Origin of the sequence: Nocardia sp. NPDC056100 (assembly GCF_042266325.1) — a bacterium.
Classification (GTDB): domain Bacteria; phylum Actinomycetota; class Actinomycetes; order Mycobacteriales; family Mycobacteriaceae; genus Nocardia.
In genome coordinates this window covers 2,085,225-2,097,750 of sequence record NZ_JBHJVY010000002.1, presented here as the reverse complement: position 1 = coordinate 2,097,750, position 12,526 = coordinate 2,085,225, and the positions used below count along the sequence as shown (strand labels likewise).

Annotated in this window: 14 protein-coding genes; 11 read left to right on the top strand and 3 right to left on the bottom strand. The window is 64.9% G+C overall.

Features of this window, described 5'->3' with window-relative positions; all coding sequences use genetic code 11:
- The first annotated feature begins 287 nt into the window (after window positions 1-287).
- The 6 genes from ACFC0O_RS22140 to ACFC0O_RS22115 all read left to right on the top strand — a co-directional run bounded on the left by ACFC0O_RS22140 (window position 288) and on the right by ACFC0O_RS22115 (window position 4,965).
- A complete protein-coding gene (locus ACFC0O_RS22140; RefSeq protein WP_375960671.1) occupies window positions 288-1,304 on the top strand; it encodes an amidoligase family protein in 1,017 nt (338 codons plus the stop codon).
- Window positions 1,292-2,062, top strand: coding sequence for a class II glutamine amidotransferase (locus ACFC0O_RS22135; protein ID WP_375960669.1), 771 nt, complete (start codon window positions 1,292-1,294; stop codon window positions 2,060-2,062). Before ACFC0O_RS22140 ends, ACFC0O_RS22135 begins: the two co-directional genes overlap by 13 nt.
- Before the next feature lie 157 nt (window positions 2,063-2,219).
- The gene (locus tag ACFC0O_RS22130; RefSeq protein WP_375960667.1) at window positions 2,220-2,705 is read left to right on the top strand and encodes a hypothetical protein; all 486 of its coding nucleotides are present in this window, start codon (window positions 2,220-2,222) and stop codon (window positions 2,703-2,705) included.
- Window positions 2,706-2,958: 253 nt separating this feature from the next.
- Window positions 2,959-3,453, top strand: coding sequence for a hypothetical protein (locus ACFC0O_RS22125; RefSeq protein ID WP_375960665.1), 495 nt, complete (start codon window positions 2,959-2,961; stop codon window positions 3,451-3,453).
- Window positions 3,454-3,802: 349 nt separating this feature from the next.
- Window positions 3,803-4,213 (top strand): hypothetical protein, encoded by a 411-nt coding sequence (locus tag ACFC0O_RS22120; RefSeq protein WP_375960663.1) that lies wholly within the window; start codon window positions 3,803-3,805, stop codon window positions 4,211-4,213.
- Complete coding sequence (locus ACFC0O_RS22115; RefSeq protein WP_375960661.1) at window positions 4,207-4,965, top strand: hypothetical protein; 759 nt, start codon at window positions 4,207-4,209, stop codon at window positions 4,963-4,965. Before ACFC0O_RS22120 ends, ACFC0O_RS22115 begins: the two co-directional genes overlap by 7 nt.
- Window positions 4,966-5,273: 308 nt before the next feature.
- On the opposite strand, the gene ACFC0O_RS22110 is transcribed toward ACFC0O_RS22115, so the two are convergent.
- Window positions 5,274-5,801, bottom strand: coding sequence for a hypothetical protein (locus ACFC0O_RS22110; protein WP_375960659.1), 528 nt, complete (start codon window positions 5,799-5,801; stop codon window positions 5,274-5,276).
- A 179-nt stretch (window positions 5,802-5,980) separates the two neighbouring features.
- On the opposite strand from ACFC0O_RS22110, the gene ACFC0O_RS22105 reads away from it, so the two are divergent.
- A complete protein-coding gene (locus ACFC0O_RS22105; protein ID WP_375960657.1) occupies window positions 5,981-6,322 on the top strand; it encodes a hypothetical protein in 342 nt (113 codons plus the stop codon).
- Here ACFC0O_RS22105 and ACFC0O_RS22100 read toward each other — a convergent pair.
- Window positions 6,297-6,893: a hypothetical protein gene (locus ACFC0O_RS22100; RefSeq protein WP_375960655.1), complete on the bottom strand. Its 597-nt coding sequence runs from the start codon at window positions 6,891-6,893 to the stop codon at window positions 6,297-6,299. The two genes, ACFC0O_RS22105 and ACFC0O_RS22100, sit on opposite strands and share 26 nt — an antisense overlap.
- 286 nt (window positions 6,894-7,179) lie before the next feature.
- On the opposite strand from ACFC0O_RS22100, the gene ACFC0O_RS22095 reads away from it, so the two are divergent.
- Complete coding sequence (locus tag ACFC0O_RS22095) at window positions 7,180-8,283, top strand: DUF4192 domain-containing protein (RefSeq protein ID WP_375960653.1); 1,104 nt, start codon at window positions 7,180-7,182, stop codon at window positions 8,281-8,283.
- Window positions 8,284-8,328: 45 nt separating this feature from the next.
- On the opposite strand, the gene ACFC0O_RS22090 is transcribed toward ACFC0O_RS22095, so the two are convergent.
- Entirely contained in the window at window positions 8,329-9,411 is a 1,083-nt protein-coding gene (locus tag ACFC0O_RS22090) for a hypothetical protein (RefSeq protein ID WP_375960651.1), read from the bottom strand.
- Between the two features lie 346 nt (window positions 9,412-9,757).
- On the opposite strand from ACFC0O_RS22090, the gene ACFC0O_RS22085 reads away from it, so the two are divergent.
- The 3 genes from ACFC0O_RS22085 (at window position 9,758) to ACFC0O_RS22075 (ending at window position 12,240) form a co-directional block, all read left to right on the top strand.
- Window positions 9,758-10,228 (top strand): single-stranded DNA-binding protein, encoded by a 471-nt coding sequence (locus ACFC0O_RS22085; protein WP_375960649.1) that lies wholly within the window; start codon window positions 9,758-9,760, stop codon window positions 10,226-10,228.
- A gap of 348 nt (window positions 10,229-10,576) precedes the next feature.
- Entirely contained in the window at window positions 10,577-11,992 is a 1,416-nt protein-coding gene (locus ACFC0O_RS22080) for a hypothetical protein (RefSeq protein WP_375960647.1), read from the top strand.
- Window positions 11,993-12,075: 83 nt separating this feature from the next.
- Entirely contained in the window at window positions 12,076-12,240 is a 165-nt protein-coding gene (locus ACFC0O_RS22075; RefSeq protein ID WP_375960645.1) for a hypothetical protein, read from the top strand.
- Window positions 12,241-12,526 lie beyond the last annotated feature (286 nt).

Sequence of the window (12,526 nt, the reverse complement as noted above, 5' to 3'; positions counted from 1 at the left end):
ACCCGCGCGGTCCGCACCTCACCTCCCCCGCTGTCCGCCCACCGACAGCGGGTCCCGACCCCTTTCCTCATCAGAAAGGCATACTCATGCCCACATCCAGATCCGGATCGACTGCGGCACAAGTCCTCTGCCATTCATGCGCGGCCCACGTACCCGAACCCCCACCTGATCACGGCGGCGAGCCCTTGTGCTCGGCCTGCGAGGACCTACCGCGCTGCGAAGGCTGCGGCGACCGCGCCGACGAGGTCCACAGCACCGTCGATGATCGATCACTGTGCCGCCAGTGTGTGCGGGCATGGTTCGAATGCGAACAGTGCCAGCGCTACACCCCCTCCGGCTCCCCCACCATCGATGACGGTATGGCATGTGATCGCTGCGCCGATCTGCGCTACTGGCGCTGCTCGGACTGCCGCCTGCTGGCCCGCTCGGTGCGTCACGTCGACAACGGCGAGCAGGTCTGCGTCGACTGCGAGGACGACTACCGCGAATGCGCGGAATGCGATCACCTCACCAACTGCGGAACCTACTGCTCGCACTGCGCTATCGACGACCACGACGACCGCGTCTTCGACCACTCCTACAAACCCGACCCCGTATTCCATGGCGCGGGCCCGGTCTATCTCGGCTTGGAACTCGAACTCAAAACCTCCGGTCACGCGCTGGAAGACTGCGTCGATGCCGCTCTGAGCCAGCTGCGCGGCCTGGGCTATCTCAAAGAAGACGGATCCATCGGCTACGGCAACGGATTCGAACTCGTCACCCACCCGATGAGCTACGACTGGGCGCTCGAGCACTTCCCGTGGCCGGTGTTGCGGGAAATGCGAAGCCGCGGAGCCTATATCGACGATGGCGTCGGGATCCACGTCCACGTCTCCCGGGAGGGATTCACCTCCCCCGCCCATGTGTATCGCTGGATGAAATTCATCTACCGCAACGAATCCTGGGCCACCCGCCTGGCACGACGCAGCAGCGATGAATGGGCCAGCTTCGACCCCGATATGCGCGCCGAAATCGCCCACTTCGCCAAGGGCGACCGCTTCGGCTACGGGCGCTACCACGCGATCAACGTCTGCCCGCGCGACACCTTGGAAGTGCGCATCTTCGCCAGTTCCCTGGACCCGCAACAGGTTCAGGCCGCCTTGGCCTTCGTGGCCGCCTCGGTGGAGTACACCCGCACCCTCACCTCGGGCGATGTGGCCACACGCCGCGGCTGGGAATGGACCGCCTTCGTCACCTGGGTGCGCCGGCACCCGATCTACCTGCCGCTGCTGGCGGAAATGGAGGCCCTGCAATGTGCATCCTGAGCTTCTACAAGCCCGGCATCACCCCGGACCTGGACGCGCTGCGCGATGGCGCGGCAGCCAATCCGCACGGGCACGGGTACGCGGTCGTGGCCGATGACCGCATCGTGGTGGGTCGGGGACTCGACGCCGAGGCGGTGATCACCGAATTCGCCGTCACCCGAGCGCGCTTCGCCGATCAACCGGCACTCTTCCACTCTCGCCTGGCCACCCACGGGATCATCAACGACCAGAACTGCCACCCCTTCGCCGTCGGCGGCGATGCGCGAACAGTGCTGGCGCACAACGGAATTCTGCCCGAGATCGTGCACCCGCAGCTCGACGATCCGCGCTCGGACACCCGCGTCGCCGCCGAGGACTTCCTCCCGCACGAGCCGTTCGGGCCGCTGGACTCCTGGGCCGGGCGCGCGCGACTCGAAGCCTGGCTCGCCGGGGACAAGATGGTCCTGTTGACCGTCGATCCACGCTACAAACACTCCGCGTATCTGTTCAACGAACACCACGGCTACTGGTCCCACGAGGGCATCTGGTACTCCAACCTCTCCCACCTGTGGCGCCACTCCCCGAGCCCAGCCCGCCCCGGCGAGTACTTCACCGACTACTGCGATTGCTGCGGCCACGTCGATGACGAACGCCTCGGACCGCACTGCACCGCCTGCGGATTCTGCGACCACTGCTGGCGCGAATTCCCGCACTGCGAATGCGACTTCCTCACCGGCACCGACCGATACGGCGACCTGAGCTTCTCCGACGTCGCCTGACCTGCACCACACAGCTCCGCCGCACGTCACCGCGGCGGAGTCCCGACAGATAAGGACCACCTCTCATGACCCCTTCTCCGCGCTACGCCATGCACCCACTCACCCCGCTGTTGTCAACGCGCCGACCTATCTCGCATCCGGCTCGAGGAGCGGCGAGATGAACGCCCATGCCGCCCGGTTGCGTGTGCACCCTCGTCACCGCGACACCGCACCCGCGCCACCCGCCACCGAGGTCGTGATCATCGGCTACCGCGCGCGTTTCGCCACCGCCCCACCTGCCGGCTCAGCGGTGAAGTCCTTCACCGACATCACCCCGACCACCACCGCCACCTCCCCAGTGCCCTGTATGGCGCTGGTCTCGATCGAACCCGCCACCCAAGTCGTACGCCTGCGCGACGACGGCACCAGCGAAATCAGCTGGGAGGAACACGATTTCGCTCTCCTGGGCGACACGGGCATCAGCTGGTGCCTCATGCCCGTCGAGCTGTCGTCCACCGGCCGGTTCGTCATCGCCGACGGGACCTGGGCCGCGGGCGGCTACGAAGCGATCCTGGCTCGATCCACCATCGCGAACGCTCCCACCGCACCGATCGTCGTCCCGGTACACAATCTCAATCGGCGCACCGGGCGTCACCGATGGTGATCCGCGACGCGGCCGCGCTGATCTCTTGGATCGAATCAGCGCTGCCCGCAGTCGATCCCGCATTGTTCGGTCCCTGGCTCGCACATTCGCCCACTCCTGGCGCACGGGTCGCGGCCGTTCATCTCCGCGTCGAATCGCCACCCCTGCCAACGCAATCGATCACCGTGAGTTTGGCCGCTCGACCGATCACCGGAGATCACACCGCTTCTCAGGCACCTGTGCCCGCGAAGCGATCAGGGATCCGAGGAGAACCATGAATTCCGATGTACCGTCGTCGAATTCGTCCCGTCCACCCATTCCCGCGCGCCTGCACGACAAGCCCACCGCCCAGGGTTTGACCATCCCGTATCTGACGCTGTGTCACCGTGGACGCCTCGCACCGGTCTGGGGCGCGATCGATCCCCATCGGTACGCACTGGTCCTGACGCTGCGCCTGTGTCAGGTCTGCGGCGAAAATCTCGGCGACGGCGAGGGTCCGGGCAACCGAGTCATCGTCTTTGTCCGGCCGCAGGATTGGCTGCGCGGGGTGGGTCCCGAGCCCGGTGTGCATCCCGAATGCGCCGCGTATTCCATCCGTGCGTGCCCGATGCTGGTCCCCCGTCAGTTCACCAATTCCGAAGTGGCCATTCTAGTGAACCGGAGGGCAAGTCGTTCTTCGACAGGGCATTCGGCGTCTGGGTTCGACAACCGACGTACTGAGCACGCGTCAGATCGGGGATCTGACCATGCGAAGGACCTCGCTGCCTGAAGCCTGCCATGCGGAGAATCGTTCAAATGGCCGGTGGCACCGGCTCGTTCGCTGCGGCGACCAGAGATGCCGAGCAGTACGGCCCCGACGACATGGCGCTTTTGTTCGCGGACACTCTCGTGTAGGACCCCGTGGACCTGTACCCGCTCTATCCTGGACCCACGCAAACCTGGCCACGATCGCCCGCCGCCAGGAGCGACACAGTCGAGATCGCCCCCAAAATCCGACTCACTCAGAACTGACGCTTACCGACCCGCCTCTACTGGCCGAACCCTTGGGAATCTCCCCTGTAGGCTCGCTTGCTGAACGTCAATGCTGTTGCGATTCAAGGCGGTGAGGGTAGCTCAGTATGAGCGAGGACATGTGCACAGTGGCGCAGCGGCGCTTGGACGAGGCGAAGGCACTACTCGCGGCCCAACAATGGTCCGGCGCTTACTATCTCGCTGGCTACGCTGTGGAATGCGGACTGAAGGCGGTCATTTCGAAGGATTTCGCCAAGTATCAGATTCCGGACAAGGATCTGATGAACAAGGTCTACACACACAAGCTCGACGAGCTGTTCAAGCTCGCTGATCTCCAAACGAAATTCACGCAGGAACGTGGCCGTGACAGTACTTTAGACAGATATTGGACAATCGTGAAGGTCTGGAGCGAATCCAGCCGTTACGAAACCCACCCCGAGCAGTTGGCAAGGGACATGGTCACAGCCGTCGAAGACAGTGGAAGTGGGGTGCTCCAGTGGATCCAAAAGCAGTGGTAGACGATCTGTATGAAGACGCCTTACGGTTGCTGCCAGCGCTCAAGTCGAGCGGTGTTGCCATCGCGTCCGCAGTATTGGCACTGGACGAAGCGTCGGAACAATGGTTACTCGTGCTCGGAATTCCGGAAGATGTCTCGCATCTTGCCGTCCTGAAGACGATTCAACATGTTTCGTCCGAGGGAGCCGTTTCCGTCCAGTTGGATGATGTGTTGCTGGTACCCGCGGAAGCACATGGCCTCCGGAGCCTGGTGCGGACGGCTCAGAGCCCATTCTCACGGAGCCTGGACTTCGTTTCGATTGACATCGGTGACCGCCACTTCGTGCGCGCTCTGGCCGTATCACCCGTCAGTCCAATGGATTTCGAGAGATCCGTTGTCAGAGTGCTTCGCTCGCATGTCGATAAGAAGAACGAAGCTATCTCTTTGGACCCGCCTCGACACGGACTCAGCGGACTTCCGGATGTCGTTGCGCAATCCAAGGACCGCACCGCTTTCATCGAGGTGAAGTTGCTTACGAGACCGATGAACCAGAGGCAGCTGCAAGAAATTCTCGGCGCCATGTGGTTGCTCGGGCAGGTGATGAATCTCCCAGACACTGGTGCGCTCATCGTGTGCTCGTCTGGGTTTGATACGCAGTGCCACGTGGCGGCGAGTTCGCTCCAGTCGAAACTGAAGTTGGTTAAATGGGCTGGCGAGCCTGGAGAAAGCACGGACCGGTTGGTCGCCGAGTTCGATGAGCTAATGGTGAACTAGCACCCGTCGGCGCTGGTTAAATCGGCCAGCTGTGGAGCAGTAGTTCCTCCATGCCAGGCTGCGGCGGGGTCTCCGTCCGAGCAAGTGATCAGCAGTGGCGGCACACTCCGCGTGTCTTCCCTGATCGCTTCGCGAACGCGGAGGGCAAGAAGACGGAGCTACGGAAACTCCTCGGCGGCAGATCAATTCTGGCCGAGCAACGCCAGGGGGCAACGCCAGGGGCGTGAAGTACAGGCTCCCGTTGTCAGAGTTGCGACGTCGCGAATGTCGAGCATGACCGTTTCGGTGATCCTCAATCCGACCCTGCGCTACAGCGATGCCGCCATGTAGTCGCGCGCCGCAGGAAGGAATTTCCTTGCGTAGGTGAGGCTTTCACGCCACCCCGCGAACAGGACATCGACCTCCCCGGTCGACGGCGGGATGCGCGGCGCCTCGTAGTCGGCCTTAGGCGGCCGATTGATTTCATCGATCGGCTGGATCACGACATGCCCGGTCAGACGATGAATATCAGCCTGGTAGCGCGTGATCAGAAAGTCGAAGAACTGCCCGAGCGCAACCGCTTTGCGGTAGACCGTTGTTCGAGCTCTTCCGTCACTGCGTTGAGCCACGAGGAACGCATCTGCAGACTCTGGCCGCGCGGTCCAGATCGGCTGCCCATAGCCGCGGAAGAACTCCACGAGCACGGCCCGATCGGCCGCAAGCACCCCGTCGCTGTTCCCAGCCCCGAGGCCCGCGAGCAGGTACTGGTCCACCAAGTCCTGCTCGAAATCCTCGGTCTCTTGCGGGGTTCGCAGAAACCGAGGCGCGCCCAATGACCGCACCGCCGCGAGTGTCATTGGACCGTCAGCTCTGCAAGAACGACTATCTGTCAGAGATACCACGCGGGCGTCGAGGATCTCGACGAAACAGCACAAATTTGTTCATCGAGGCTAAACCGTCAAAGACCTGGCCGGATGCGCCACCAGCACCTTCGGTGGCGCGAAGTAAACTCAAGGGAGTTCCTACAGCAGGACGCATGCCCACCTACCGATCCAATGCCGTCGCCGCGCGCATCACACCATGTCAGGACACCGCATGCGAGTGTCGCCACTGGGCGGCGCTCGGCCCCGACTCCGAGGAAGCGGTCCGGGCGGGCAAGCCCGCCGATGCGTGGTACTCGGTATTGATCGACGCACGGGACTACCGGATCGTGCACGAGGACGGCGAGCAATCCAGCAATTCCGGATACGGTGTCGCCCTGCGCAATCTGCCGATGGTGCGGCTGCGCAGAGTGCAGGGCGCGCCGATGTCCGAGCCGACGATTCTCGATGCGGTGGCCGCCGCTATGCAGATCACTCGCCTGACCCGGGGTCAATGATCTGATCACGGTCTGCCGCGGCACGTGCCGCCTTGGCGGACGTGCGCGCAGACCCCTCATCCCCCTCATCCCTCTCATCCGCATCGATGGTTCGAGCCACGAGATCACCGGTGGCCACGGGCGATTGTGCGGCGGCCGTCGCCGCTGATGTCGCACCATGTGCGGTACTTGCCTCGGCTACCCGATGGTGCCCGAGCAGCTGACGCACACGGGCACGGCTGATCTCGAGCACGTCGGCGACGTCGGCATCGGTGTGCACCTGAGCGCGGATAGCCACGGCGGCCGAGGCTTGGGTGCTTTCGTGGTCGGCGACTTCGGTTGCCGCATGGGCGATCACGCTCTCGATCTGTTCGCGTAGTCCCGCCACCTCGCCATCGCGGCGCTGCTCGATGCGGACTATCGCGTTCCATGCGTCGAGGTACTCCCCCACCGCGGCGGTGATGTTCTTTTCCCGTTCGGCCTCGGCGGCGCGGCGCGCGAGGCTGCGCTGACGTGAGCGTTGCAGGCGTGCAATGAGCTCCGGTGAACTATTGCGCCCGCGCGAACGGCGCGGGGGCATGTCTTCGGTCATGACGAGTTGCTCCTGACACGGTGCGACAACCGGTCAGTCCCTCGCACACACCACGATACCGGCCGGGCATCGCCGTACTCCGGACTCGCACCGAGTCCACCTCGCATTTCCGGTACACGCTCCCGCGCCTTCTGCGCCTTATTCGCGCCACGGCAGCGGCGCGGACCTCACCGTGTTCGCCCACCGCGCCCGCGCGCGCAACGCACCTGCGCATTCCGTGCCGACCCGCACGCCCGCATCCCACTTCGGCTCTGCCCGAGCCACTTCCCACCCCAGGAGGCTTGCCATGCCTGTGTCCATACACATTCACGATCCCGCCGACCTCATCGCGGCGGTGCCCGCCATGCTCGGCTTCACTCCGATCCGCTCACTGGTGCTGTTGTTCGTCACACACCACCCCGAGGTCGAGGGCAGCGCTGTGGTCCAGTTCCTTGTGCGGATGGAGTCACCGCTGCAGGACCATCGCCTGTCCGATGACGACATCGCGCAGTACGCCGCGGATATGTGCGCCCGCATGGACGCCCATGCCGTACTGGCGGTCCTGGTGGATGACCGCCTGTCGCGGCCAGCGCATACCGATGCCGCCGACGCGCGGTGCCGATCGGCGCTGCAGACCCTGCGGACCCAATTGCAGTCGGTAGACCTCGCATTGGCAGGGGCATGGTGCACGCGCGCCCTCGCCGCGCACACCGAATGGTGGAGCGAGGCCACGCCCGAGCAGTACGGATATCTGCCCGACCCCACGGCCTCCCGCATCGCCGCCGAATACACCGCCGCGGGCCGGCCGATCCACGCAACGCGCACCGACCTCATCGAGCTCCTCGACGTCGATCACGCGTTGCGGCACACCGTCACCGCGGTGCTCGACGATGCGGCCGCGCAGGCCCATCGCCGGTTCGTGCGCGCGGTGCAGATCGGCGATCCGAGCGCCTATTCGCGCCAAGCGCTCTGGCAGGTGATGCAGACCATCGCGCACACCTCCACCCTTGAGGTGCCCACCCCACGGGCGCTGGCCGACGTCGCTGTGGCACTGCGCGATTCGGCGGTCCGCGAAGCCATGTTCGGCGTCGCCGACGGCGAGCATGCGCATCGCGCCCACCAGTTGTGGACCATCCTGACCCGGGCACTGCCCGATCCCGACCGCGCCGAAGCCGCCATGCTGCTGGCCTTCAGCGCCTACCTGCACGGCGATGGCGGGCTCGCCGGAATCGCCCTGGACACCGCACTGGCCTCGGATCCCGATCACCGCATGGCGCAATTGCTCGACCTGGCGCTCTCGACCGCTATGCCACCGCATCGGCTGCGCCGACTGTGCGAGGCCGGGATCGAGTCCGCCACCGAACTGCGCATCGATATCGGTGTCGCAGCACAGGATTCATCCACCGACTAGAACTCCGACACCGCCCCAGACGTGGATCGACCCCTTGTCAGTTCGTCAGACGAAATCAATCTCGACATCGACGGGCGCCGCCGCCGGCGGGTCCTGAGCGAACGAATACGGGATTCCCTGCGAGTCGAGAGTGTCGAAAAGTTCCGACGGATACTCCGACCTGCCCGACAGGAAAGTCACACGATCGATCGAATCAGCCCGCAGCGGCGATAACTCAGTGCCAGACGGTGTGGAGGTCAGTCGATGGATCTGGGCCTCGATATACGGATTGACGCTTTCCGGCGTCTGGTACGTGAACGGATTCTCGTTACGCCTGAACATATTCGAGGTCGGGTTCGTCAGCGGATCGGCAAGCGACATGCCCACCTTCATCTCGTCACTGTGTGTTGCGACGGCTAACGAGTCATTGAGCGTAATCGTCGTCCGCTCGGCGATCTGCGGCTTGAAAACCACTGCGGCCGTGCCATAGCCGGACAAATGACCACCGTATAGATCGCGCCCCAACGGGTCGCGTGTGAGGTACCCATAGATCGGGCGACCCTCCGGCGGCAGATCGGCACCATATCCGAAAAGCGCCTTGTGCGAGGGAACATACTCCTGCAACTGATGGTCGAAGATGCTGGTCTTACCTGTGTCGAAGAATGACTTGATCTCCCCACTGTCGAGCACCTTTTGCAACGTCGGACCGGACACCCTCGTACAGACATAACTGTCGCGCACAAGTGCGGCCGCATGATCGTCGGCCTGGGCGATGAACTCATCGAGGGTGAGCCCACGATCCTCGGCAAAGCGCGACCAATGCTGTGCCCGGTTCGTTTCATAGTCCGTCCGGCACTCGGAGGACGGCTTGAGATGCGCCAGCGGACGGAGCGGCTCGTCGTTCGGTCCGAATCCGGCAACGCCCGCGCCCGGAGGTTCCATTCCTGCGCCGCCGGATACTCGCTCGACCGCGGAATCCACCGCATGAGCACCATCCCGGTCAGTGCCGCGGTATCGGGGCATACCCGGACGAACAGCATCGGGAAACTTACGAATGTTCCGCTCAGCGGCTTCTGCACCGCGGGCTATCGCCCCGCTCAACTGCTCTGTTGCCTCAACCATCGACTTGGCCACTATCGGATCAATCAAGCCGATAGCATCCCATGCGATCGAGCAGTCAGACCAAATCGCCCCGCTCGCACACCACACCGCGACGGGATATGGCCGAGCCGGTGCCGGACTCGGTTCCAACATCGGCGTACCACGCTCTGATCGTCATCGCATGGCAGCCGCAGCACAGTGGCCGCCATCCTGACCCCATCGCGCGGATGCCCACGCCCGCTGCGCGATTCCGGATCCGATCCGCCACCGAACCGCGCATCGATATCGCCGTCGCAGAACGAGATTCACACATCGAATAGCACCTCCGGAACCGCCATCGGCCGTGCTCGATACGCCAGCGGTTCCAGACCACATCCTCGAGAAGGAGCCCTCCATGACCCAGGGCTACACCGTCATCGGAAATCTCACGGGCGACCCCGAACTCCGGTTCACCCCGGCGGGCGAGGCGGTCGCGAATTTCACCGTCGCCTCCACACCCCGCTACTTCGACCGCGCGACCGGGCAATGGCGCGACGGCGACGCACTGTTCCTGCGCTGCTCGATCTGGCGTCAGGCCGCGGAGAACGTCGCCGAAAGTCTGCGCCGCGGTGCGCGCGTCATCGCCTCGGGCCGACTCAGGCAGCGCACCTACCAGACCCGCGAGGGTGATAAACGCTCGGTCATCGAACTCGACGTCATCGAAGTCGGCCCATCACTGCTCAACGCCACCGCGACAGTGCGACGAAACACCCCCACCCACGGCGGATTCGGTCCGCGGAGCGGCGCGAGCAACGGATCTCGTGGGCACGCCGTGCATGACGACACCGCACCGGCTGCCGCCGATCCGGCCGAACCCACCTTCTGACCTCTCCCCCGACCCTCGCTCGCCGGGTCGGCAGGGAAAGGGTCGCCGTGATGGCTGGTCCGCACGACCAGCCATCGACGAGGGCTACCGGACCGACCGCGCCGCGCCACACAGCCCACGCCCGGCGCAATCGACTATCGGTGCGCGCGAGCGTGTTCGGTGACCCGCCGATCACGGTGCGCGCGCACCGATAGTCGCTCCCGCACGCCCGGCGTGTTCTGCGCCCGCGCCGCGCGCCCGGCCCGGTCGGACGCCCTCGGCTGGTCGCACCGACCAGCCCGCCATCCCGGCTGTCGAGTTGCTCACGCGCCGGATGCGCGCCGATCCATCGCCCAGACAGGACAATCCGTGACCGAACACAGCGCCTTCCTCGACGCCATCGCCACACTCGATCTCACCTTCACCACCGACCGCCGCGCCGCACGCCGCGCATTCCCCGCCGTGCTCGCCCTGGCCACCCCCGACGAGCGCGCCTTCCTCGACCAGCTGGTGCACACCTTCACCCAGTACCCGTTCGCCACAGCACTCAAAAGCCTTGCCTCGCAATATCCGAACCAGCCACAGCACCTGATAGCTCTGATCCCGGACACCGATCCCGGCCTATACCTGCGAGACCGCGCCGACCGACTCGCCGAGATACAGACCCGCAACAACACCAGCCTCGACGACGAATACTCCGCACAGCACGCACAATTGCCCACCGCCGAACTCGCGCGCACCCCGATGCGCCAGTGGCGCAACCCGCCCGCGCGCACCTACCTCGCACCCAGCCGCGCCACCGACGCGTCCCGCCGATCGGCCGAGCAAATCAAATACCGCGCCGCACAACGCGGCAAACGTCGACCCGTCGACACCGAACCCGAGATCCTCACCCAGTACTGCCTGCAGCACCTCTACACCGACACCGTCGACCACGAACTCACCACCGCCCGCACCGCCGAACAGCGCGCCCGCGACCGGGGACTGCTGCGCGCACCCGGAACCGGCACGTGGACACCGCGCTACCCGGGGGACAAACCACCGCTCGACAGCGACCACGCGCGCACCCTCTGGAATCACACCTACGTGCACTACGTCGCCGAGCAATACCAGCACGCCCTGGCCCTCACCGGCACACCAGCCATCAGTGACGACGCGGCCCTCGCGCGCGCGGCCGCCCGCACCACCCTGCGCGACTACACCGACCGGCGCACCGCACTTCCCTTCCAGGGCAACGGCCTGGACTACGACCACCACGCCATGACCCCCGCACGCGGATGGCGGTGCGTGTGCTGCTTCATCGAACGCAGCGATACCGACCAACACCTCATCCACACCCGCGCAGGACAATTCCGCAGCGACGACGGCCTGTGCGATATATGCCGCAGTGACGATCGCCCCGGCCTGCCACCGCTGCCCGCCGGATTCACCGCGCGCGACCTCGCCCGCGCCTACTGCGGATACTTCGCGCACGTCTACCCGCACGCCGCGCGCGGCCTACTCGCCGACGTACGCCGCCGAGCACCACGGTGGCTGATCGCCCTCATCGACGAATTCCTCACCACCGCACACCTTCCCGGCGGCGACGAGCCCGACCCACAACCCCCACTCGCACCGGCACAGCGCCCGCCACGACGACCCGGCCCAGTCCTGGGCGCGGGTCAACGCACCGGCCGCTGCGATGCCTGCACCCGAATCACCGCCGTCAATACCGACAGCCTCTGCACGCAGTGCCTGGTCTGGATCGGCGTGGGCACACCCCGCCCACGCCAGCGCGCCGCCTGACCGTCCACCCCATGTACTCCAGTCCGCCGTGGTGCCACTCCTGCGGCGGACTGGGCACCACCCTTCATCGAAAGGTCACACCCATGCCCACTGCACTCGCGATTCTGCGGTACACCGCGATCTACCTCGGCATTTTCGTCGCGTTCTACCTCGCCGGATACACAATGCTCCATATCCTGCCCGTCGATCTGAATCCGTCGATCCAAATCACCTGCCCCTCCGGCGATCCCGTCCTCCACCAAGCGTGAACGCACCCGCAACGAACTGATGTAGGCAGGTAACCGAACCACCGGCTACCTGCCTACAACCAACATTCACCCCACGGAACCATCCGCACACTCACCACCACCCGCACCCAACTCCATTGATGTACACCCTCCGCCCGTTCCCCTGCTCCCCCTTTTTCCTCATCGCCGCAATCAGACCTCTTGCATATCGGGGCACAGTTCCGTAACGACCAGCACGAACGCCACTATTGGCAATTCCAGTACCAGCTGTGGCCGTAGACGTTCACTGCCGCATAAGGTTTCGATG